Source organism: Providencia sp. PROV129 (assembly GCF_028482245.1).
In the GTDB taxonomy this organism is placed as follows: Bacteria; Pseudomonadota; Gammaproteobacteria; order Enterobacterales; family Enterobacteriaceae; genus Providencia; species Providencia vermicola.
This window is the reverse complement of record NZ_JAMPQD010000010.1, coordinates 88,427-111,209: the sequence shown is the minus strand read 5'-3', so window position 1 is coordinate 111,209 and position 22,783 is coordinate 88,427. Positions and strand designations below refer to the sequence as shown.

Sequence of the window (22,783 nt, the reverse complement as noted above, 5' to 3'; positions counted from 1 at the left end):
TTGTGTTAAATCAATATCTTTGCTTTTTTAATGTGTATTGTATGATGCTGTCACTCAGCATTTACTAACAATATAATAAATCAGGGTAATTAAACTATGTGGAAAAAGCTTCATCAACTTGCCATCCCCGTTAACCTTTACCGGTTATGTGGGCGTCTAGTACCGTGGTTTATTATATTAAGTGTGATTTGTTTAGCGGTAGGTTGGGTCTGGGGTTTTGGTTTTGCACCAACCGATAAAGTGCAAAGCGATAGTTACCGTATTATGTATATTCACGTACCTGCTGCGATGTGGTCAATGGGGATTTATGCCACGATGGCGATCACTGCCTTTATTGGGCTAGTGTGGCAGATGAAAGTGTCGGAGCTGGCGATTGCCGCAATGGCACCCGTTGGCGCGGTCTTTACTTTTATTGCATTAGTCACTGGCGCGACATGGGGTAAGCCGATGTGGGGCGCTTGGTGGGTGTGGGATGCACGTTTAACCTCTGAATTAATTCTATTTTTTCTGTATGTGGGCGTTATTGCGTTATGGCATGCCTTTGATGACCGCCGTACAGCGGGCAAAGCTGCGGCGATTTTAGTATTAATTGGCGTGATTAACTTACCTATCATTCATTACTCTGTTGAATGGTGGCAAACACTGCATCAGCCGTCGACACGCATGCAAGAAAGTATCAACCCAGCGATGCGCACACCACTGCGCCTAGCTATCCTTGGGTATCTATTCTTATTTATCTCTTTAACACTCATTCGCTTACGTAATCAGTTATTGATCCTCGAACGTAACCGCCCTTGGGTGCTCGATATTGTGAAAAAAGGAGGGCGCCTTAAATGACCAGCGCATTTGCATCTTGGAGCGATTTCTTTGCGATGGGAGGCTATGGGTTTTATGTCTGGTTGGCGGTGGCGCTGACCTTAATCCCTATATTGCTACTCTGTGTGCATACCGTTATCCAACGAAAAATGATCATTAATGCCATTATTCAACAGCAAGCTCGCGAACAAAGACAAAAAACCGCAAGAGCGCGTAGGGAGGAGATGTGAATATTCGTCGTCGTAACCGACTTTGGTTAATTTGTTCCATACTTATTGGTGTTGGCTTAACGCTAGCGCTGATCCTCTACGCACTGCGCTCAAGTATTGATCTCTTTTATACACCCGGTGAAATCATTTACGGTAAACGTGAAACTCAGCAGATGCCTGAAGTTGGGCAGCGTTTACGTGTGGGTGGGATGGTCATGCCAGGCAGTGTTGTGCGTGATGCTGATCCAAAATCATTAAAAATCACCTTCACCGTTTATGATGCAGAAGCAGAAATTGATGTCAGTTATGACGGAATTTTGCCAGACTTATTTAAAGAAGGGCAAGGTGTGGTCGTACAAGGTGAATTACAAGAAAATAATCATGTTCTAGCGAAAGAAGTGTTAGCCAAACATGATGAAAATTACACGCCGCCAGAAGTGGAAAAAGCAATGCAAGAAAACCATCGGAGACCAGCCGCAGCCTATAAGGAAAATGCGTCATGATCCCAGAAATTGGTAGCATTTTACTGTGCTTGGCACTCGGCCTTGCCGTTTTGCTGTCTATCTACCCATTGTGGGGAGTGGCGCGTAACGATACGCGTTTAATGGCCTCATCGCGTCCGTTGGCGTGGTTACTGTTTCTTTGTGTGACGGGGGCATTTCTTGTTCTCGTCAATGCGTTTGTCGTAAATGATTTTTCTGTCACTTATGTGGCGAACAACTCGAATACTCAACTACCGATTTGGTATCGCGTTGCCGCAACGTGGGGCGCTCACGAAGGTTCATTGTTGTTATGGGTCTTGTTGATGAGTGGCTGGACATTTGCGGTCGCGCTGTTTAGCTATCGCATGCCATTAGACATAGTAGCTCGTGTGCTTGCGGTGATGGGGATGGTGAGTGTTGGCTTTTTACTGTTTATCATTTTTACCTCAAACCCATTCTCACGCACATTACCGTCGTTCCCAATTGAAGGGCGCGACCTGAACCCATTGTTACAAGACCCCGGTCTTATTTTCCACCCACCTTTATTGTATATGGGCTATGTGGGTTTCTCAGTGGCATTTGCCTTTGCGATTGCGGCCTTGCTCAGTGGGCGATTAGACAGCTCCTTTACCCGTTTTGCCCGTCCTTGGACGATGGCTGCATGGTTTTTCTTAACGCTTGGGATCATGTTAGGTTCCGCATGGGCCTATTATGAACTTGGCTGGGGCGGCTGGTGGTTCTGGGATCCAGTAGAAAATGCCTCCTTTATGCCATGGCTAGTGGGAACGGCATTGATTCACTCTTTATCGGTGACGGAACAACGAGCGACATTTAAAGCGTGGTCATTGCTCTTATCGATATTTGCCTTCTCATTATGTTTACTCGGCACATTCTTGGTGCGTTCGGGCGTGTTAGTTTCTGTGCATGCGTTCGCCTCTGACCCATCCCGTGGGCTTTTCATCCTAGCATTTATGGTGCTGGTGATCGGCGGTTCGCTGCTCGTGTTTGCACTGCGAGGCCATAAAGTACGTTCACGCGTTAACAATGCGCTGTGGTCGCGTGAATCCATGTTATTGGGTAATAACGTGATTTTAACTGCGGCGATGCTCGTCGTGCTGCTTGGCACATTACTGCCGTTAGTTCATAAACAAATTGGGTTAGGTACCATTTCTATCGGTGAGCCGTTCTTTAATACCATGTTTATTGCATTGATGGTGCCATTTGCTTTGTTATTAGGGATTGGACCATTGGTTCGTTGGGGACGAGACCGTCCTGCAGCGATTAAAAAAATGCTGATTATTGCGACAGTGATGACGCTCATTCTGTCATTCGCATTACCAATGCTAATGGAAGACCGCGTTGAGGCATTGACCGTTGTTGGTTTGATGATGGCGATATGGATTGCCATTTTAGCGTTCGCTGAAATGAAAGTGCGCATCAGCAAAAAAATCAAACTGACGCCAAGCTACTGGGGTATGGTATGTGCTCATTTAGGCTTAGCGGTAACGATTGTAGGGATTGCCTTTAGCCAAAACTACAGCATTGAGCGTGATGTGAAAATGAAACCAGGGGATAACATTGCTATTCACGGTTACACCTTCACCTTTAATGGTGTACGTGAAGCAGATGGCCCGAACTATCAAGGGGTTATCGGCAGTATTTCTGTCACCAAAAACGACAAAGTGGTGAGTATCTTAATGCCTGAAAAACGCTTTTATAGCGTAAGCCGTGCTGTCATGACGGAAGCCGCGATTGATGGTGGTATTACCCGCGATTTATACGCCGCCCTTGGTGAGGAAGTCGATAAAAATACGTGGACTATGCGTTTGTATTATAAGCCATTTGTTCGCTGGATCTGGTCTGGTGGTGTGTTAATGGCAATTGGCGCATTATTCTGCCTGTTTGACCCACGTTATCGTCGTCGTAAATTACAAGGGGAAACGGCATGAACCGCAAAGTCTTTTTAATCCCTTTTATTATCTTCGCATGGATAGCCGCGGTGTTGCTGTGGCAGTTAATGCGTAATGCAGAAGGCGATGACCCACGTTTATTAGAGTCTGCATTAATTGGTAAGCCCGTACCTGTTTTCCGCTTGGAATCGTTAGAAAACCCTGGAAAGCATTACGAGTCAGAGGTGTTAACGCAAGGTCAGCCTATCTTATTGAATGTTTGGGCAACATGGTGCGTCACTTGCCGTGCGGAGCACCAGTACCTCAACTCGTTATCAGCGCAAGGTGTTCGTGTGGTTGGCTTAAATTATAAAGACAAACGCGATAAAGCAATTGTATGGTTGCGTCAGCTGGGTAACCCTTACGCATTAAGCCTATTTGATGGTGAAGGTATGTTAGCGCTCGATCTCGGGGTTTATGGTGCACCAGAAACCTTCCTTATTGATGGCAATGGGATTATTCGTTACCGCCACGCAGGGGCAATGGATGAACGTATTTGGGAAAAAGAATTTAAACCCCTTTGGGAGCGCTATAACCAGGAGGCGAACCAATGAGGTATTTACTCGGTCTATTGATGCTTGCACTCAGTGCAACAATCACGTATGCCTCTACGGAAGTATTTACGTTTGATAACGAACAACAAGAGCAGCAATTTCGTAAATTAACAGAAGAGCTACGTTGTCCTAAGTGCCAAAATAACAGTATTGCCGACTCTAACTCGATGATTGCGCTGGATTTACGCCAAAAAGTGTATGAGTTGATGAAAGAAGGCAAAAACCGTGATGAAATCGTCGATTATATGGTGGCGCGTTATGGTTACTTTGTTACTTATAACCCACCCTTAACGCCATTAACAATGATGTTATGGGGGCTGCCATTTGTCGCTATCATCATTGGTGGCTGGATTATTTTTGCCCGCTCGAAAAAACGTGTGCGTATCAAGCAGGTGGAAAACGGTGAAGAAGATGAAGTTCCTGAAGCTTCACGGGCAAGTAATTGGGTCTATTTACCAGGCGTATTGATTGCACTAGGTGTTGCGGCGGGGGCATATTACCAAGTGGGTAGTTATGAAAAGGTGACTGATTGGAACAATGCTTATCAACAAGCACCTGCTTTGCTGGATAGAGCCTTAGACCCTTCTGAGCCACCGCTGAATAATGCAGAAATGGAGCATTTAGCATTAGGCTTGCGTACTCGCTTACAAGAAGATCCGCAAAATTTAGAAGCATGGGTGATGCTAGGGCGCATTGGTATGGTGCTTGGTAATGCAACTATGGCAACTGATGCTTATGGCCGCGCGTATCGTCTTTCGCCGAAAGATGAAAATGTAGTGATAGGTTATGCAGAAGTGTTAACGCGTTCTTCTGATCCTGAAGATAACCGTCAAGGTGCAGAGTTACTGAAAAAGCTGATTGCAGAAGACCGCACGAATGTAAAAGCGTTAAGCATTTTTGCCTTCAATGCATTTGAACAAGAACGTTATGCAGAGGCAATTTCAGCATGGCAAATGATGCTAAAACTATTGCCCGAGAATGACCAGCGCCGAGTGATTATTGAGCGCAGCGTGGAGCAAGCACTGATGATGGTGCATGAAAAGAAAGGCTCGTCAGCTGATAAGTAGTATCGATTTTGCTCAATATGATCTAAACGGGGGCGTAAGCCCCCGTTTTGTTTTTATAGTTTCAAATTCATTCAGGTCACGTTAGCGCCTTTAGCGAACAACTTTTTGCTTTAAGGGAGGACGTTTCTATCAGATCATCCCAATTCCACTTAGCTTACCTTTGCCCTATTTATCAAATTAAGCGCGTTCCTATTTTAGATTTTTTTTAATTTATTGAATTGTGAATATCATCACAAATAGACACTTCTTCTTTATTGATAGATTATAGCGATGAATAAATATATTTATTACAATAAAATTAAACCAGTATCGCATAACAGATTGATAATTTAACTTTAAAATAATAAACAAACTATTTATTTGAAAATTAAATAACGAATAAAATGAGAGTTAATATTTTCTTATCTTTAAAGTGATTAGTTGAAATTCAATTAAATTAATTAATCAATTCTAATATTATATTGATAATAATAGGGTATTTTACTTTGGTTGTTCTTTTTTGGTTTTTTTTGTTTTTATTTTTATGCTTTTTGCTTTTTTTTGCTTTTGAATAGGAAGGTATGAGTATAGTCACATTAACGCAACAAGGTATAAATTAGAGTAAATGCCATGAGGTAAAAATGGCATGAAAGCAGAACGACATAAGAAAATAATTAGTATTTTAAAAAATACAGGCGCAGCAAAAGTTTCTGTTTTATCGAAAGAACTTAATGTCACGAAAGAAACCATTAGGGCGGATTTAAATTCTTTAGCAAAAAAAGGGATTATTAGCCGCTGCCATGGTGGCGCATATATTGAATTTGAAACCCTAGACAAAGTTGCTAAAAAAGAAATTATTCAATTTCTTGAGTGCAATGAAAGTTTTAATGAAAGAACAGATAAGGATGATGCCGTGTTAGGTAAAGTATGTGTATTAGGTTCATTTAACGTTGATATGATTAGTTATTTACCTCGACTTCCTGAAGCGGGTGAATCATTATTATCGAATAAATTTATTTTTTCACCAGGTGGAAAGGGGTGTAATCAAGCATTAGCTGCAAGTTATTCTGATTCTCCTGTGCATTTTATTACTAAAATAGGAACAGACCAATTTAGTGAGTATGCAATAAATTTTATTTCTTCATCAAAAATAAAAACATCAACAATATACCAAACAGAAAAATACCAAACAGGAACGGCATCTATATTTGTTTCTGAAAATAGTGGGGAAAATATTATTTCTATCTATCCAGGTTCAAATATGGATATCTCTGCGGATGAAGTTAAAATTCAGAAAGATAAAATTGTAAATTCAAATATTATTCTTCTTCAATTAGAAACGAATATTGAAGCATTAAGGGAAATAATCGAAATTGGCAATGAATATAAAATTCCGATTATTTTAAACCCTGCGCCTTACAATAACATCGTAAATGAGCTAATTGGAAAGGTCGATATTTTGACACCGAATGAAACAGAAGCAAGCTTGCTTTCTGACATCAATGTTGTGGACATTGAAACTGCCAAAAAAGCAGCTGAAATTATCTATAACAAAGGCGTAAAAAAGGTTGTCATTACACTCGGAAGTAAAGGCTCTATTGCATTTGATGGTAATAAGTTCATTTATTCTCCGGCTTACACTGCCGTTGTTAAAAATACGGCGGGTGCAGGTGATGCATTTAATGGGGCTCTAGCCGCTTCATTAGCAAAAGGAAAACAATTTTCTTATGCCTTACGTTATGCATCAGCGTTTTCATCCCTGGCTGTTGAAACAAGCAACGCTTCAGAAATGCCTGAAGATATTAATGTTATGCATCGTATTAATCAAACAACCTACTCGCAGGTTGTGACTCAATCCCCTGAATAAATTAATATTCTGAAACGAGGAAAAAAATGAAAATTTTATTTATTGGTGAATCATGGCATATCCATATGATCCACACAAAAGGTTATGACAGCTTTACATCAAGTAAATATGAAGAAGGTGCTACATTTTTACTAGAGTGCTTAAAAAATAAAGGTGTAGAAATTGATTATATGCCAGCCCACACAGTGCAAATGGCATTTCCTAAAACTGTCGAAGAATTAGAAAAATATGATGTTGTTGTAATCAGTGATATCGGTGCTAATACGTTCCTATTACAAAATGATACTTTCTATAATATGAAAGTATTACCAAATGCATTAGGACTAATTAAGCAATACGTTAGTCAAGGTGGCGGCTTATTAATGATCGGTGGTTATTTATCTTTTATGGGTATTGAAGCCAAAGCGAATTATAAAAATACGTTATTAGCCGATGTATTACCAGTCGAAATGTTAGATGGCGATGACCGTGTGGAAACGCCAGAAGGTATTTTCGCAACACCCCAAAATATGCAGCATGAAGCAATTAAAGGATTTGGTAATTGGCCGATGTTCTTAGGCTATAACAAAGTTAAGCCAAGAGAAAATACAGAAGTTGTTTTAAATATTGGTGATGATCCATTATTGGTCTTTGGCCAATATGAAAACGGAAAAACAGGTTGTTTTATGAGTGACTGTTCGCCGCATTGGGGAAGTCGTGAGTTTATGGCTTGGGAACATTATTCAGATATGTGGGTAAATATTCTAAAGCAAATCGCACGTTAATTAATTCTTTAAAAGTAAAAAACCAAACAATAAAGAAAATAAGTGCTGAATTATGTTCAGCACTTTGTAAGCCGATTACAAAAAATAATGACTCATAGTCAAAATCCAAAAGGAATATTTTATGAGTGTTAAAAGTTATTCTACTCCGTTTTTAATGATAGCAACGGTATTGGCCGGTATGTTATCGCCAATGCAATCTGCAGTGAATGGGCAGCTCGGTGATGTTTTAAAAGATGGTAATGCGAGTGCGGTTATTTCCTTTGCCAGTGGTTTGGTTGTGATGTTTTTTATCATTATTGCGAAAAAACAAACTCGACAACAATTTGCAGCAATTCCGAGTTTAATTAAGAACAAAAAAATCCCACTGTGGAATTGGTTTGCAGGGTTATGTGGCGCAATGGTGGTATTTTCTGAAGGGGCATCAGCCAGCGCATTAGGGATTGCTACCTTCCAAACAGCACTGATTTCAGCATTATTACTTTCAGGATTATTATGCGACCGTTTTGGCATTGGTATTGATGAGAAAAAACCGTTTACTACTTTTCGGGTATTAGGCGCCGTTTTTGCTGTCGTTGCTACTTTATTTGTGGTGTCGCCACAGTGGCATTCCAGCTCAGCAATTTATTTAGCTATTCTGCCTTTCTTAGCGGGTTTATTAGCAGGTTGGCAGCCTGCAGGTAACTCAAAAGTAGCCGAAGCCACTGGCTCTATGATGGTTTCTATCACGTGGAATTTTATTGTTGGCTTTACTGTTTTAACGATTGCGTTAGTGATCCGTATGGCATTAGGCCATTTGACCCTTGATTTACCTGGCGTTTGGTGGATGTATTTAGGTGGTCCATTAGGGCTTATGTCGATTGCATTAATGGCTATTTTAGTTCGCGGTTTAGGTTTGTTGATGTTAGGTGTGGCTTCAACGGCTGGCCAGTTACTTGGTTCTGTATTAATTGACCTTCTATTACCATCTCTCGGTAATACCGTTTATTTAGTCACTATCATCGGCACTGTATTTGCTTTAGTGGGAGCGATTATCACCACCATTCCTGAGTTTAGAGAAGCAAAAGCGACAAAAGCCGCAGGAGTATAAAGATGAAAGGGTATATCCAAACAGTGATTGGGCCTGTTAAAAAAGAAGATATGGGACTGACACTACCACATGAACATTTGTTTAACGATTTATCAACGGTTGTCGATGAACCATTCTATGATTTCTCGCACGTTCTGGTTGATAAAAAAGTGAGTGCAGACATCCAATGGGGCCTTAAACATGACCCGTATTGCTGTTGCGATAACATGGATAAAAAACCCATTGAAGATGTTATCTATGAAGTGAATAACTTCAAAGAATTAGGTGGCAGAACATTAGTCGATGCAACAGGCTCAAAGGCGATTGGTCGCGATGTACACCAATTACGTGAAGTGGCGATTGAAACGGGCATTAATGTTGTCGCTTCTTCTGGTTTATATATCGAAAAGTTTGAAGGCTCTCGCCTCGTCAACGATATCGATGCCATGGCTAAAATGATTGATGATGAGCTGAATATTGGTATTGATGGAACCGATATCTGTGCAGGTATGATTGGTGAAATCGGTGTTTCACCTTTTTTTACTGAAGGTGAAAAGAACAGTTTACGCGCGGCCTCTGTTGCACAGTTGGCAAATGACCACGTTTCTATGAATATCCACATGCCAGGCTGGCAGCGTCGTGGTGATGAAGTCCTTGATATCTTAATTAAGGAAATGGGCGTTAACCCAGCTAAAATTTCATTGGCGCATTCAGACCCATCAGGGAAAGACTTTGATTACCAGCGTCGGATGTTAGACCGAGGAGTTTGGCTTGAATTTGACATGATAGGCCTTGATATTTCATTTCCAAAAGAAGGGGTTGCTCCTACAGTGACAGAAACTGCAGATGCGGTTTGTAAGTTGATTGAGATGGGCTATGGTCAGCAAATTGTGTTAAGCCATGATGTGTTCCTTAAGCAGATGTGGGCTAAAAATGGTGGAAATGGTTGGGGGTTTGTTCCTAATGTTTTCTTATCCTTACTTGCGAAAAAAGGTATTGATAAATCAATGATTAACCGTCTTTGTATTGATAACCCAGCAAATTTATTGGCATAAATACACTGATCTATTTTGCGTTTTATCTGAAGAGAAAACATGTGCGGCACTTTATTGGAGTGCCGCATTTTTTGTTTTTTAGTTTGATAAGGTATTTCAAGGAGCTTGAGTGAGTTTGTTAATCAGACAACTGATTGATTTTATTCTTGAAGAATATTGACCGCATATCACTAAAAATACTCATAAAACTCATATTGAATTAACATATTACACAAATATCAATAACAATGAGAATCTAAATAAGATACAATTACGCGCTATAAATATCTACCCAGATGACGGAAAAACGTTGCACCTGCGCCCCTCAATCAGACAACTTGCTGCCTATCTGGCGTTATTAGCCGTTGCTATGTTGTTCATTGCGCCATTGATCTCTAAATCGATGGAACAGATGAATCATTGTATAGCGACGAATAACGTTACAGAGAACACTGTAATGGCAGAGCATTCGATGCATTTGCATCAAGGGATGTTGATGCCTGAAGGTTGTGAACATAGCAGTGCAATGAATCACCTGTTAATGACGGGGATTGGGCAGTCACCGATGGAAGATATTGCCTGCGGTTACTGTCAGTTATTGGTTCATTTTCCGTTTCTTATCTTATTGATTGCAGCCGTTATTCGGCAGCTCGCAACGCTAACACTGTTCCTACCATTTGAACGTAGTGTCCAGCTTTGGTTATTTAGACCTTGGACTTTGCGTTTAGCCAGAGCACCACCAATAATCTGATTTTCTTTAGCATGAATATTTCAACAAACTAATTCTATTTTTGCCTTATTCAGCAAGGTCGATTGCGTACGTCTTGAATTTGATTATATTTTCAAGAAACATCCCTGTAGGGAAGCATTGATTTTGTGATTAAAGCAAAGGTGGTGGTATTTTTATTGATATAAGAAACAGGTTAAAAATGAATACACTGCAATTTAAATTTGCACCTGCGGCAACATTGGTTATCAGCGCGATTTGTTCCGCCTCGGTTATGGCAAAAAATGAGATTAACCAAAGCCCAATCACTGAAAGCTCAGTCATGATTGTCACTGCTCCCGTTGATTCACCATTAACGATCACGACGTCGCCAAAAACACCAAGGCAGCCTGTTCCTGCTAGTGATGGCTCTGATTACCTCAAAACTATCCCAGGTTTTTCCCAAATTCGTAATGGTGGAACCAATGGCGATCCTGTTTTTCGTGGTATGTTTGGTTCGCGCTTGCGTATTTTAACCAATGACAGCGAAATGCTAGGGGCTTGCCCATCACGGATGGATGCGCCAACATCTTATATATCCCCTGAAAACTTTGATGTGCTTAATATGATTAAAGGGCCTCAAACGGTGCTCTGGGGACCTGGTAATTCAGCAGGGACAATTCGTTTTGAACGTGAAAAACCGTTATTCACCGAAGGTGGAATTAAAGGAAATGCAAGCGCGCTAACCGCGTCAAATAACCGCTGGGATGCGAATGCGGATGTTAGCGTGGGCAACGAAACAGGTTACTTACGTGTTATTGGCAATAAATCCCGTTCTAATGACTATAAAGATGGCAATGGCGATAAAGTCCCGTCGAAATGGGACAAATGGAATGCGGATATTGCAATTGGCTGGACGCCAGATGAATACACGTTATTAGAACTTACTGCTGGGAAAGGTGATGGTGAAGCACGTTATGCAGGGCGTGGCATGGATGGCTCTCAATTTAAACGTGAAAGTTATGGACTTCGTTTTGAAAAGAGCAATATCGGTGATGTTCTCGACAAAATAGAAGCCAGTGCTTATTACAATTATGCTGACCATATTATGGATAACTATTCTCTACGCTCACCATCAGGTGGCGGAATGGGCGGACATATGGGGATGGGGCATGGCGGTCACGGTATGATGAATATGCCAATGAAAATGCGTGTTGACCGTGAAACGATGGGCGGCCGTGTGATGGGAACATGGCTCTGGACGGACTATGAGCTGCGAGCGGGGGCAGATATGCAAACCAATAAGCACCGCAGCAAAAGTACAAGTGGTTGGGTGAAAGATGCACAATTCCAAGATTACGGCCTATTTAGTGAGTTAACATGGCAAGCTACCACACAAGGAAAGGTTGTCAGCGGGGCTCGTTTGGATCGTGTACTTGTTGAAAATAATAAAGAAATCGGTTCATCAGGTCGTAACACCGTTATGCCAGCAGGTTTTGCTCGTTATGAGCATTCCCTCGAAAATACCCCTGTTATGCTGTATGCCGGTGTCGGTTACACTGAACGTTTTCCAGATTATTGGGAATTATTTTCACCGAAAATGGGGCCAGATGGTACCCACAATGTTTTTGACCGCCTAAAAACAGAAAAAACAACTCAACTTGATATTGGGGCAAAGTATAGCCATGAAAATACCAATGCGTGGGTTTCTGCCTATATTGGCCGTGTTGATGATTTCATTCTTTTCCGTTATAGCGCCAGCAATCCACGGATGAGCCAAGTTGAAAATGTGAATGCTATGATTATGGGGGGAGAGCTAGGCGTAGCACAAAAACTTAGTGACGAGTGGAAAGCTGATGCCAGCCTTGCTTATGCATGGGGAGAAAACAGAACAGACGGTAAAGCGCTTCCTCAGATGCCACCTCTTGAAAGTCGCTTTGGTTTGTCATGGGAAAAAGGGGACTGGACAACAACGGGCTTAGTTCGTGTTGTGAGTCGCCAAAACCGTGTGGCTATCAATGACGGCAATGTGGTGGGAAAAGACTTTAGCAAAAGCGCGGGCTTTACCATTTTCTCTCTAAATACTGCATACAAAGTGAATGAAAATGTGAAATTAAGCGCTGGGGTCGATAATCTGTTTGATAAAACTTACAGTGAGCACTTAAATTTAGCGGGTAATAGCGGATTTGGTTATTCATCTAATATGCCAGTGAATGAACCTGGTAGAACGTTTTGGGCTAAAGTAAACGTGACATTTTAATTTATAATATGAGAGTAACCCGCTATTTATTAGCGGGTTACTAAGAAATTTTTTAAATTATGACGGGTATATAATAATTGAGTTCTTGAATATAGTTATGTGGGTCATTAATAAAATCATGATAAGTTGGCTTAGACTTCAATATGTAGAGCTCAACATCGGAGCCATCCCCACGCATAATGTCCATTTCTGCGAGTACTTTGCCATATGCTGTGTAAATGATATCGTTATAATCAATCCCTTGCAGACTGCCATCGAATTTGATTTCTAAATAATTTCCTGCGGGGACTTGTAAGTTTTTTGCTTGTGCAGGAACGATATCTACATCTTTTTCATCTAAAGCCGTGGTATATAAGAAACGGCCTTCTTCGGTAGCATTTAAATCAACACCATGAATAGCATATAAATGTTGGGTAACATATTGGTTATTATCAAGGAATAATTTCCAATAATGACGTCTGAGCTCTTCAGTCTTAAGGTTCCATTCATTGATATCTTGTGTATAACGGTGTTGGATACCCAATAAATTGGTTGCAGTTAATTGGGTTAATCTAACTTGCACTTGTAATTCTTTGCTATCTCGAATTGGGAGGCAGAATCCGTCAACTTTCCAGCCTTCACGTTTTCGGTATTCAGATGGTGTCAGGTTAAACTGCTTTTTGAAGGCCCTGCAAAATGTTTGCTGAGAATCAAAGCGATAACGAAGAGAAATATCCATAATGCTATCATTGGTTAATCGCAACGCAACAGCGGAACAAGATAGACGCCTAGCACGAATATAAGAGCCTAATGCTAAGCCCGTCTGGTTTTTAAATAGACGCTGAAAGTGCCATTTAGTATACCCAGACCTATCGGCAACTGTATCAAGGGATAGGCGAGATTCTAAATTTTGTTCAATCCAAAGAATGATTTCTCTGATAACGCTTTCTTGTAGCATGATAATCCTTTCAATTCGCTTTTTACTTAAGATCAACAGAATGCAAAACTATCAATAGCATGGGCCAATGTTAGGTGAGTATTCATGAGTCCTCTAAATAAGGATAGCATGTCTACTGACAATTTAATTAAAAAGATGTGAAGTTAAGTAAGTTTTGCTATTGTATGATTTAAATAAAAATCAACGCGATACGCCTATTCGGTGTTAACTTAAATTATTGCCTAATAAAAAGATAAAACTCAATTTTTATAAACTTAATTTTAGTATTAAATTAATATATAAAAATAAGGTGTCAAATAAGGTAGAAGATTATCACTTATGATACGTCAATATTAGATGGTGTTTTAATGATTATTAAAAAAAGAATTGTATGCAGCAGATAATCTTGTCTTGATTTTATGGGGGGTAAGTTATTTGAATATTTTTATAGATATCTGAATTTTTTATGATTTGAAGGTTGAAAATTAGTTTTGAGCTTGTTTTTATTGACTGACTAATCCTTGGTGATGGAAACTTATTGATACGGTTGAAAACAAATTGTCACGTTAATTCTAAGGAAATAACAATAAATAGCTCAGATTGATTTTATAAGATAGGGAAAATAAGCTAGAATTTTAACTTAATTAAAAAGTAAATTACAAAACTAGAATAACATTATTGGATTATTCTTAAAAAGAAAATCCATTTTGTTTTTTGGGGAATTAATTTGTGATCTAATTCAACTTTAAAGTGTAACGATGTAATCTTAAAAAAACGTTTGTTTTCAAATGGATGTTTCTATTGTTTGGTTTTATTTATAAAGAAATAGTCTTATTTTGATGTGTTTAACTGAGGTTTTATTATTATTAATCAATTTATACACTTAATGGGAATGGTAATTTACGCCTCGATTAATTGTAATGTTATTAAATCTATTTGGGGGAGTTATGAGTAAAGATAATATCGCTAAAATGTTAGGCTTAAAAATTAGAATGCAACGAGAGAGTCATAAAATGACAATAAAACAAACAGCGACTTTAATTGGCGTTTCGGAGGATGAAATGAGTCGTTTTGAGAACGGTGATAGCTGTATTGATGTTGATTCATTATTTCAATTTGCTTATTTATTTAATTTAGAGCCAACCACTTTTTTATATGGCGTTGTTAACACGAATAGTGGAGTACGCAGTACATTGCATTAGTTAATTTGTAATGTCAGTCATCAGACTAGCTTCTATAAGATGTCTTTTGTGAATTGTCATTTTGAATATACATTATATAAATTCAATACGTTATGAAATACGAAAGCGAATTGCTTTTTACTTCATCAGGTATTCAAAAATGAAGTTACACTAAATAAAACCATTATTAGTTAGATGGTTTATTATTTCGTCAGTAAATTTGTTCGCTTGTAACCAGTGATTCTTTTGCAATAATTTTTCGTCGTTATGTAATTTTAGGATAAATTGGTCAAGTTGCTTAACGATAGATGTTTTCTCGTTAATGCTTTGATTTTCTTTATTAATAATAAATTTACTCTCAGCTTCATAGCTGTGATTACACTGTTTAAGTGAAATTTTATCGGTAATATTTCCAGTATTAAAAAATAGCTCAATTGAGACGAGCAGCCCGCCTTTATGGCGAAGGTTAATAATGAGAACATCACCATTTTCCATTTTTGCGAAAGGGTGTGAGTATTGAACTGAAGTTTCGGTTAGGGATAAGTCAGGTAATAACGATAAAAGTAATTCAACTTTTTGCGTCAATGCACTGCGTAATGTATTGAAAGGGAGTCTATTTTCAGGCTCGATCATTCGATGGGAAGAAAGTCGTAATAACCCTGTTTCGGATTTATTTTTGACAGCTAAAGACGTTTTGAGTTGATTAAATGTATCTTCAAAAGAAAGCACTGGGTTGTAATAAATGCAAACGCCGTTACGTTTTGCTTGTTTAAATAACTCAGTTAGCTCAGGCTCTTTATAGTTGGGGATATTATTCAGCAAGAGATCTTTTCCTGCATCGATAGTGCGTTCTATCGTGAATTTGAGTAATTCACCACTGCACACTGATGTCATGATGATGGAGTTCACATCATCATTATTTATCAGTTCCTCGATTTTGCGCTTTTGGCACATATAATAGCTCATTGATGGTAACGATGGTTCAATATCACAAATTGCTTTGAGCTCACAATGATGTGCGCTCAATTTGACTGCTTGAATATACGGTAAATTTTGGTTGTACGTTCCGATTAAACCAACGCCGGTACGCTCTAGGGACGTGACGGAATGTTGCTCTTCAAGTAAACGAAGGTGACCTAGTAAATACAGAAAGTGTGTGTTTACCATGTTTTACCCCTATTTTTGCTGCCTATCGGAAATTCACATAATCTCAACATAACAGGGTGAAATAATAATTTCATTTTAATGTTTTGTTGGAATTTGTATTTTCTGATGTAACTCACAATTTACAGAAAATAATGTCGAAAAATCACATTTAAATTGTCGAGTCGAACAAAAGTGCGGGAGAGGAAGAATGGCTAATATAGAGCCTAAATAGAAGGCTCTTAACCCATGGAGGAGTGAGTTAAGAGCAATTATGCTTATATGAGCTTGCTGCCTTGGCGATAGGCTAAGGCTACAGTAAGTGATTGGGCTAAACATAATGTAGCAGACTGTGAACGAAAAGCATCAACTTGGGCTTCTTTAATCACAAAGCAGACATCACTAAAACTGGCCAATGGGCTGATTTGACTATCTGTGATAACAATTTGTTTTGCCCCTGTTTGAGCCGCTTTTTCACTTACCATCACAGTTTCTGAGGCATAAGGTGTGAAACTGATCGATATAACAACATCATTTTCGCTAATTCGGCTGATTTGCTCTTTAAACATTCCACCCAGCCCATCAATTAAAATTGGGCGGCATTCTAAATGACTCAGTGCGTAACTGAGATAAGTTGCAACGCTAAAGGAACGGCGTAAGCCAATAATGTAGACATTTTGTGCTCCTGCCAATAATGATACAGCTTTTTCCATATCTTCAGCAGGCGTTCTTGCTGCCATTTGCTGCAATGCTTGTGCGTTTGAATGCGCAAATTCTTTTAAAATTTGAGCTGGATCATCGCTTAGCTCCTGCTCACTATCCATTTCACGAAAGAGTCTTGCTCTATCTGTATAGCTAGCGGTTTCCTCAACCAAATTCATTCGAAATAGTTGTTTCATTTCATTGAAGCCACTGAAATCGAAAGCATTGGCGAAGCGGATCAGTGTTGATGGGGGAACATCGGCTTCTTTAGCAATAACGGCAACGGTATCGAAGGCAACGCTGTTAGTATTATCGAGCACATACCTCGCTACCTGTTGTAAGCGTTTACTGAGTTCGTCATAACGTGCACGAACTTGCTCTTGAAACTCATTTAAATTTGCTGCACTTGACATATAACCTCCATGATTTGGCTCTAATTGTAGTTGTTTTGTGCCGTTAGTCGAATCTTTTTGAAACAATCAGTTCATACGACCAAACCTTTTCTCATCGTCTATCTTAAATTATGTAGTTTTCATTCAACAAATTGAATGGGTTATCTCATGTTCTTCTTTTATTGAATACACTAGAACCGCCGCATTTAACCCGATAAGTTTGATTGTTCTTGGGGGAGTTAATGGCTAAATACAGTTTTTGAAACGAGTGTCTTTAAAGTGAATAGAAAATTTCATAAAAACTTTGGCTGGATCACATAAATTGAATGTTATTTCAAATTTGGTTGAAAATGAAATGAATATTTCATATACATTAAATAACACAAGGTAACTCTATCAGCTAAAGAGAGGCAGCATGGAACAGATTCATAATTTTATTGGTGGTGAAATCGTATCCAGTCAAAGTGGGCGATTTGCGCCAGTATTTAACCCTGCAACAGGAACGCAAATTGCACAAGTGGGACTTAGCAGCGCTGATGAAACGAAAAAAGCCATAGAAGTTGCACATAACGCATTCCCTAAATGGGCAAAATTATCACCGTTAAAACGTTCTCGCATCCTTTTTAAATTTAAAGCATTACTCGAAGACAACATGGATGATTTGGCTCGCCTAATTTCAAAAGAACACGGTAAAGTTTTTTCCGATGCAGTGGGGGAGTTGACCCGTGGATTGGAAGTTGTTGAATTTGCTTGTGGGATTCCGCATTTACAAAAAGGTGAGCACTCAGCCAATGTGGCAACGGGCGTGGACAGCCATTCATTAATGCAACCTTTAGGCGTGTGTGCTGGGATTACGCCGTTTAACTTCCCTGCAATGGTGCCAATGTGGATGTTTCCAGTAGCGATTGCAACGGGAAATACCTTTGTTTTAAAACCTTCTGAAAAAGATCCATCCTTAGCATTGGAACTAGCAAAACTGCTGAAAGAAGCGGGATTACCAGATGGCGTGTTTAACGTTGTACAAGGGGATAAAGAGTCTGTTGATGTCTTATTAACCGCGCCAGAAGTCCAAGCGGTCAGTTTTGTCGGTTCAACACCAATTGCAGAATATATTTACACAACAGCATCTGCTCATGGCAAGCGTTGCCAAGCATTAGGCGGTGCGAAGAACCATTGTATCTTAATGCCTGATGCCGACATGGGGCAGGCTGCAAATGCCATTATGGGTGCAGGTTTTGGCGCCGCGGGTGAGCGTTGTATGGCTCTATCTGTGGTGTTAGCAGTTGGTGATGAAACCGCAGATGCGTTGATTGCGAACCTGAAAGGGCAAATCGCTAAAATGACAGTTGGCCCTGGTATCACAGAAGGTAAAGAAAATGATATGGGGCCAGTTATCTCTGCGCAACATAAAGCCAAAATTTGTGACTACATTACCAGTGGTGAAAAACAAGGCGCGACTCTGTTAGTTGACGGTCGAGATTTTAAAGTGACGGGGTTTGAAAATGGCTATTTCGTTGGGCCAACATTATTTGATAATGTCACTCCTGAAATGGACATTTATAAAGAAGAGATTTTTGGACCCGTGCTTGCCGTTGTCCGTGTACCAGATTTTGAAACGGGGTTGAAACTGATTAATCAACACGAATATGGTAATGGAACCGCGATTTTTACCCGTGATGGCGAAACGGCGCGTGAATTCCAAGAGAATGTTCAAGCGGGTATGGTTGGTATCAATATTCCCATTCCTGTTCCAATGGCATTCCACAGCTTTGGTGGATGGAAACGTTCAATTTTTGGCCCCTTAAATGTGCATGGAAATGATGGTGTACGCTTCTATACTCGCATGAAAACGGTGACAAGCCGTTGGCCAGCCAGTGTGCGTTTAGAGCATCACGAAAGTAGTTTCACAATGCCAACCATGGAATAAATGGAGACCCAGATGAATAAGCAGAAAATGACCACAGCTCAAGCATTGGTAAAGTTTCTTAACCAACAATATGTTGATGTCGATGGTGAGCAGTATCCGTTTATTCAGGGAGTATTTACGATTTTTGGCCATGGTAACGTTGTAGGTTTAGGTCAGGCGCTTGAAGAGGCGCCTGGTCACCTGCGTGTTTATCAAGGGTGTAACGAGCAAGGCATGGCGCATATTGCGACAGGTTTTGCTAAGCAAAAAAAACGTAAGCAGATTTTTGCGGTTACCTCTTCAGTGGGGCCTGGTGCAGCGAATATGATCACCGCTGCTGCGACCGCCACGGCAAACCGTATCCCATTGTTGTTATTACCTGGTGACACGTTTGCAACGCGTCAGCCAGACCCTGTTTTACAGCAAGTTGAACAATACGGTGATGGAACTATCAGCACCAACGATTGCTTTCGTCCTGTTTCCCGCTATTGGGATAGAATTTCACGGCCAGAACAATTGATGGCTGCTATGGTTAATGCCATGAGGGTATTAACTGACCCTGCGGATACAGGGGCGGTAACCATTTGCTTACCACAAGATGTGCAAGGTGAAGCGTGGGATTACCCTGATTACTTCTTTGAAAAACGAGTTCATCGTATCGAGCGGCGCCCTGCAACAACGGTGAGTATTGAAGAGGCGGTTGCCTTGATTCAAAGTAAGAAAAAGCCACTGTTAGTCTGCGGTGGAGGGGTGCGTTATTCTGAAGCACATGATGCATTTATCCAGTTTGCAGAAGATTACCACATTCCATTTGGTGAAACCCAAGCAGGGAAAAGTGCTATTGTTGCGAGTCATCCACTTAACATGGGGGGGATCGGCACGACAGGGGGATTAGCGGCGAATTTATTAGCGAAAGAAGCTGATCTTATTATTGGTGTCGGCACCCGATTTACCGATTTTACAACAGCTTCTAAATCTTTATTTAGTCATCCCCAAGTTGAATTCTTGAACATTAATGTTGCTGAGTTTGATGCAAGTAAATTGGATGCATTAAAAGTGGTGGCAGATGCAAGAGAAGGACTGCAAGCACTTGATGCTAAAATGAAAGTGACGGGCTACCAAGGGCAATGGGGTGATGAAATTAAACAGGCGAAATCACAGTGGAAAGCGGAACTCGACCGCTTGTTTAGTATTCAGTACCAGCCGTTAGATTTTGTTCCTGAAATTGCAGGTCATCTCGATGATAAACTTGAAGAATATTGTAAAGTTCTAGGTACCGAATTGACGCAAACCCGCGTACTGGGGCTGATGCAGCAACATCTGGAAGATAACGCCATTATTGTGGGAGCAGCGGGCTCATTACCTGGTGACTTACAGCGTATTTGGTTACCAAAACAACGCGATACCTACCATTTAGAATACGGCTATTCCTGCATGGGATATGAAATTGCGGCAGCAGTCGGTGCTAAAATTGCCGCACCGAAGCAACCTGTGTATGCGATGGTTGGCGATGGTTCTTACCTAATGTTGCATAGTGAGTTACAAACCGCCATTCAAGAGAACATTAAAATCACGATTTTATTGTTTGATAACGCAGGGTTTGGTTGCATTAATAACTTACAGATGAGCCAAGGTATGGGCAGTTTTGGCACAGAAAATCGCTATCGAAACCCACAAACAGGATTAATGGATGGGCCATTAGTGAAAGTGGACTTTGCGAAAAACGCAGAAAGTTATGGATGTAAAAGTTATCGAGTACATGATGAAACACAGCTCTTGGAAGCACTTAAGGGTGCTAAAGAACATTCAGGTTGTGTATTGATTGATATTAAGGTATTGCCAAAAACAATGACAAATGGCTATGAGGCATGGTGGCGTACAGGTACGGCTCAAGTCTCTGAGAAACCAGAAATCGTTGCAGCGGCAGAAAATATTAAACAGATGGTTGAGAACAACGTTCGTCTTTATTAATGAATGTCTAGTGACTCATTGAATGGAATCGGCGGTTGTTAACCGCCGAGGAGCGCTTCTGTGTGTCATGCCTATAGCGTTAACATCGTCAGGTAGGGTCGTTATTGGAAATTTAGCAAGGATTGCTTTTTATTCTATATTCTCTGAGGTTAACGTGCGCGTTAGCTTACTTTCATTTTAGCCCAGCTTTTGCTGGGTTTTTTTATGGTTTTAATAATTTAAAAACAAATAAAATGGAATGAATGTTTTAAAATATCACTTTGGTGAGTTGATGAAGGAGACAATGAAATAAAAAAGGGATATAGCGCGCAGACTTTATTGTCAGATGCTGATAGCTTGCATTATTATTTTGTGATCTAAATAACACTAAAAATCCACTTTAATGTAACATTTGTTACCTAGAGCCCAAAAACATAATTTCCAAAAAATTATAAATTGAAATGAACGTTTTGTTTGGTATATTTCATACTATCCAAATAGTGGATTTAAAGTATCAAGGAGCATTTGAATGTTCAATATAGCACTATTCGGCGCAGGACGTATCGGACAGGTTCATGCTGTTAATATTGCCGGCCATAAAGAAACCGCACTTTATTCTGTTATCGACCCTTATCAACCCAACGCGGTTGCCTTGGCTGAGAAATATCAAGCAAAAGTGCAAACGACAGAAGAAGCGATGCAAGACCCGAATGTTCACGGTGTTCTGATTGCTTCCGCGACAGATACCCACGCTGATTTAATCGAACTTGCTGCTAAACATAAAAAAGTCATTTTTTGTGAAAAGCCCGTTCACCTTGACCTTGAGCGTGTTAGACAGTGCATCAAAAGCGTTAAAGAACATAATGTACCCTTATTTATCGGTTTTAACCGCCGTTACGACCCACAGTTTCGCCACCTGAAAAATTTATTCCAACAAGGCGCAATTGGTAAAGCGGAATCTTTAATTATTACTTCTCGTGACCCGTCACCTCCACCAGCAGAATATGTCAAAGTATCTGGCGGCATGTTCAGAGACATGACTATCCATGACTTTGATATGGCGCGTTTTATGATAGGCGAAGAACCATGCTCAGTTTTTGCTCAGGGTAGCAATGTCGTTGACCCTGCCATTGGCCAAGCTGGTGATATCGATACCGCATTTATTATATTGAAATTCCCATCAGGTGCGATGGCAACCATTTCCAATAGCCGCCGTTCAGGTTATGGCTATGACCAGCGCATCGAATTACATGGTGAAAAAGGCTTATTAACCGCAGGGAACATTAAGGAAAACAGTGTTTCATTGTTAAGTGAAGCAGGGGCATTATCTGCGAAACCTGAATATTTCTTTTTGCAACGTTACCATGAAGCTTATAAGGCGGAATGGGAACATTTCGTGGACATTTTAGCTGGTCGCGCGCAATCAGAAACGACAGGAACAGATGGTGAGTTAGCGCTGTACTTAGCGGATAAAGCACTTGAGTCATTAAAATCAGGTAAAGAAGTTAAGTTGTAATTTGTTTCTTTGAACATGTTTTAAATTCGATTACAAATTTGCGGGCGAAAAATAATTTCGTCCGCAGTAAAATCCTAAATGTATTTAATGATGTCCACGCATCAATCAAATATAAAAACAATGGATTTTATACTTAATAAAAAACTCTTCAGACTTTTTATATGCCGATATAGATTGAGGGATTTTTACAATCTTATTTTTGCTCTATTTAATTAACTTGTTGTATTTGTTGATTTTAATTTCCTCTATGGAGCTGGTTTGAAAACATAATGAAGTTAATTAAATAGTGATTCAATTCAGCGTGTTAAAAAATATTTTCATTAT

General features: G+C 40.0%; 19 protein-coding genes. 16 read left to right on the top strand and 3 right to left on the bottom strand.

Annotation, left to right across the window (positions count from 1 at the left end):
* Positions 1-96: 96 nt before the first annotated feature.
* The 12 genes from PSF27_RS07280 (at position 97) to PSF27_RS07225 (ending at position 12,753) form a co-directional block, all read left to right on the top strand.
* Positions 97-837 (top strand): heme ABC transporter permease, encoded by a 741-nt coding sequence (locus tag PSF27_RS07280; RefSeq protein WP_206082768.1) that lies wholly within the window; start codon positions 97-99, stop codon positions 835-837.
* Complete coding sequence (gene ccmD / locus PSF27_RS07275) at positions 834-1,046, top strand: heme exporter protein CcmD (protein WP_206082767.1); 213 nt, start codon at positions 834-836, stop codon at positions 1,044-1,046. The genes PSF27_RS07280 and ccmD overlap by 4 nt, the downstream gene beginning before the upstream one ends.
* On the top strand, positions 1,043-1,528 hold the full coding sequence (ccmE, locus tag PSF27_RS07270) for a cytochrome c maturation protein CcmE (protein WP_206082766.1): 486 nt from the start codon (positions 1,043-1,045) through the stop codon (positions 1,526-1,528). Before ccmD ends, ccmE begins: the two co-directional genes overlap by 4 nt.
* Positions 1,525-3,456, top strand: coding sequence for a heme lyase CcmF/NrfE family subunit (locus tag PSF27_RS07265; RefSeq protein WP_206082765.1), 1,932 nt, complete (start codon positions 1,525-1,527; stop codon positions 3,454-3,456). Before ccmE ends, PSF27_RS07265 begins: the two co-directional genes overlap by 4 nt.
* A complete protein-coding gene (locus PSF27_RS07260; protein ID WP_272681192.1) occupies positions 3,453-4,010 on the top strand; it encodes a DsbE family thiol:disulfide interchange protein in 558 nt (185 codons plus the stop codon). The genes PSF27_RS07265 and PSF27_RS07260 overlap by 4 nt, the downstream gene beginning before the upstream one ends.
* Positions 4,007-5,077 carry a cytochrome c-type biogenesis protein CcmH gene (locus tag PSF27_RS07255; RefSeq protein WP_206082763.1) on the top strand — a complete coding sequence of 357 codons (1,071 nt, stop codon included), beginning with the start codon at positions 4,007-4,009 and terminating at the stop codon, positions 5,075-5,077. The genes PSF27_RS07260 and PSF27_RS07255 overlap by 4 nt, the downstream gene beginning before the upstream one ends.
* Before the next feature lie 625 nt (positions 5,078-5,702).
* Positions 5,703-6,923, top strand: a complete 1,221-nt coding sequence (locus PSF27_RS07250; protein WP_206082762.1) for a PfkB family carbohydrate kinase — start codon at positions 5,703-5,705, stop codon at positions 6,921-6,923.
* A gap of 26 nt (positions 6,924-6,949) precedes the next feature.
* Complete coding sequence (locus PSF27_RS07245; RefSeq protein ID WP_206082761.1) at positions 6,950-7,687, top strand: glutamine amidotransferase; 738 nt, start codon at positions 6,950-6,952, stop codon at positions 7,685-7,687.
* Between the two features lie 121 nt (positions 7,688-7,808).
* Positions 7,809-8,774: a DMT family transporter gene (locus PSF27_RS07240; RefSeq protein WP_206082760.1), complete on the top strand. Its 966-nt coding sequence runs from the start codon at positions 7,809-7,811 to the stop codon at positions 8,772-8,774.
* 2 nt (positions 8,775-8,776) lie between these two features.
* Positions 8,777-9,808, top strand: coding sequence for a phosphotriesterase family protein (locus PSF27_RS07235; protein ID WP_206082759.1), 1,032 nt, complete (start codon positions 8,777-8,779; stop codon positions 9,806-9,808).
* Between the two features lie 289 nt (positions 9,809-10,097).
* Complete coding sequence (locus PSF27_RS07230; RefSeq protein WP_206083027.1) at positions 10,098-10,538, top strand: DUF2946 domain-containing protein; 441 nt, start codon at positions 10,098-10,100, stop codon at positions 10,536-10,538.
* A 178-nt stretch (positions 10,539-10,716) separates the two neighbouring features.
* A complete protein-coding gene (locus PSF27_RS07225; protein WP_272681191.1) occupies positions 10,717-12,753 on the top strand; it encodes a TonB-dependent copper receptor in 2,037 nt (678 codons plus the stop codon).
* Between the two features lie 52 nt (positions 12,754-12,805).
* Here the strand turns inward: PSF27_RS07225 and PSF27_RS07220 are convergent, their stop codons facing one another.
* The gene (locus PSF27_RS07220; protein WP_272681190.1) at positions 12,806-13,690 is read right to left on the bottom strand and encodes a helix-turn-helix domain-containing protein; all 885 of its coding nucleotides are present in this window, start codon (positions 13,688-13,690) and stop codon (positions 12,806-12,808) included.
* Positions 13,691-14,616: 926 nt separating this feature from the next.
* On the opposite strand from PSF27_RS07220, the gene PSF27_RS07215 reads away from it, so the two are divergent.
* The gene (locus tag PSF27_RS07215; RefSeq protein WP_206082756.1) at positions 14,617-14,871 is read left to right on the top strand and encodes a helix-turn-helix domain-containing protein; all 255 of its coding nucleotides are present in this window, start codon (positions 14,617-14,619) and stop codon (positions 14,869-14,871) included.
* A gap of 150 nt (positions 14,872-15,021) precedes the next feature.
* On the opposite strand, the gene PSF27_RS07210 is transcribed toward PSF27_RS07215, so the two are convergent.
* Both PSF27_RS07210 and PSF27_RS07205 read right to left on the bottom strand, forming a co-directional pair.
* On the bottom strand, positions 15,022-16,017 hold the full coding sequence (locus PSF27_RS07210; RefSeq protein ID WP_272681189.1) for a hypothetical protein: 996 nt from the start codon (positions 16,015-16,017) through the stop codon (positions 15,022-15,024).
* 254 nt (positions 16,018-16,271) lie between these two features.
* Entirely contained in the window at positions 16,272-17,108 is an 837-nt protein-coding gene (locus PSF27_RS07205; protein WP_206082755.1) for a MurR/RpiR family transcriptional regulator, read from the bottom strand.
* 394 nt (positions 17,109-17,502) lie between these two features.
* Here PSF27_RS07205 and PSF27_RS07200 point away from each other — a divergent pair, with 394 nt between their 5' ends.
* From PSF27_RS07200 to iolG, 3 genes are all read left to right on the top strand, one after another.
* Positions 17,503-19,014 carry a CoA-acylating methylmalonate-semialdehyde dehydrogenase gene (locus PSF27_RS07200; protein ID WP_206082754.1) on the top strand — a complete coding sequence of 504 codons (1,512 nt, stop codon included), beginning with the start codon at positions 17,503-17,505 and terminating at the stop codon, positions 19,012-19,014.
* A 12-nt stretch (positions 19,015-19,026) separates the two neighbouring features.
* Entirely contained in the window at positions 19,027-20,964 is a 1,938-nt protein-coding gene (iolD, locus tag PSF27_RS07195) for a 3D-(3,5/4)-trihydroxycyclohexane-1,2-dione acylhydrolase (decyclizing) (protein WP_272573405.1), read from the top strand.
* 508 nt (positions 20,965-21,472) lie between these two features.
* On the top strand, positions 21,473-22,459 hold the full coding sequence (gene iolG / locus PSF27_RS07190) for an inositol 2-dehydrogenase (protein ID WP_272681188.1): 987 nt from the start codon (positions 21,473-21,475) through the stop codon (positions 22,457-22,459).
* The last annotated feature ends 324 nt before the right edge of the window (positions 22,460-22,783 follow it).

What these genes read in the sequence shown, in the direction of transcription:
- PSF27_RS07240 (WP_206082760.1), top strand. Translation starts at nt 7,809, where the DNA reads ATGAGTGTTAAAAGTTATTCTACTCCGTTTTTAATGATAGCAACGGTA.
- PSF27_RS07215 (WP_206082756.1), top strand. Translation starts at nt 14,617, where the DNA reads ATGAGTAAAGATAATATCGCTAAAATGTTAGGCTTAAAAATTAGAATG.
- PSF27_RS07255 (WP_206082763.1), top strand. Translation starts at nt 4,007, where the DNA reads ATGAGGTATTTACTCGGTCTATTGATGCTTGCACTCAGTGCAACAATC.
- PSF27_RS07235 (WP_206082759.1), top strand. Translation starts at nt 8,777, where the DNA reads ATGAAAGGGTATATCCAAACAGTGATTGGGCCTGTTAAAAAAGAAGAT.
- PSF27_RS07225 (WP_272681191.1), top strand. Translation starts at nt 10,717, where the DNA reads ATGAATACACTGCAATTTAAATTTGCACCTGCGGCAACATTGGTTATC.
- PSF27_RS07280 (WP_206082768.1), top strand. Translation starts at nt 97, where the DNA reads ATGTGGAAAAAGCTTCATCAACTTGCCATCCCCGTTAACCTTTACCGG.
- ccmD (WP_206082767.1), top strand. Translation starts at nt 834, where the DNA reads ATGACCAGCGCATTTGCATCTTGGAGCGATTTCTTTGCGATGGGAGGC.
- iolD (WP_272573405.1), top strand. Translation starts at nt 19,027, where the DNA reads ATGAATAAGCAGAAAATGACCACAGCTCAAGCATTGGTAAAGTTTCTT.
- PSF27_RS07260 (WP_272681192.1), top strand. Translation starts at nt 3,453, where the DNA reads ATGAACCGCAAAGTCTTTTTAATCCCTTTTATTATCTTCGCATGGATA.
- PSF27_RS07250 (WP_206082762.1), top strand. Translation starts at nt 5,703, where the DNA reads ATGAAAGCAGAACGACATAAGAAAATAATTAGTATTTTAAAAAATACA.
- PSF27_RS07200 (WP_206082754.1), top strand. Translation starts at nt 17,503, where the DNA reads ATGGAACAGATTCATAATTTTATTGGTGGTGAAATCGTATCCAGTCAA.
- PSF27_RS07245 (WP_206082761.1), top strand. Translation starts at nt 6,950, where the DNA reads ATGAAAATTTTATTTATTGGTGAATCATGGCATATCCATATGATCCAC.
- PSF27_RS07205 (WP_206082755.1), bottom strand. Translation starts at nt 17,108, where the DNA reads ATGTCAAGTGCAGCAAATTTAAATGAGTTTCAAGAGCAAGTTCGTGCA.
- PSF27_RS07220 (WP_272681190.1), bottom strand. Translation starts at nt 13,690, where the DNA reads ATGCTACAAGAAAGCGTTATCAGAGAAATCATTCTTTGGATTGAACAA.
- PSF27_RS07210 (WP_272681189.1), bottom strand. Translation starts at nt 16,017, where the DNA reads ATGGTAAACACACACTTTCTGTATTTACTAGGTCACCTTCGTTTACTT.
- iolG (WP_272681188.1), top strand. Translation starts at nt 21,473, where the DNA reads ATGTTCAATATAGCACTATTCGGCGCAGGACGTATCGGACAGGTTCAT.
- PSF27_RS07265 (WP_206082765.1), top strand. Translation starts at nt 1,525, where the DNA reads ATGATCCCAGAAATTGGTAGCATTTTACTGTGCTTGGCACTCGGCCTT.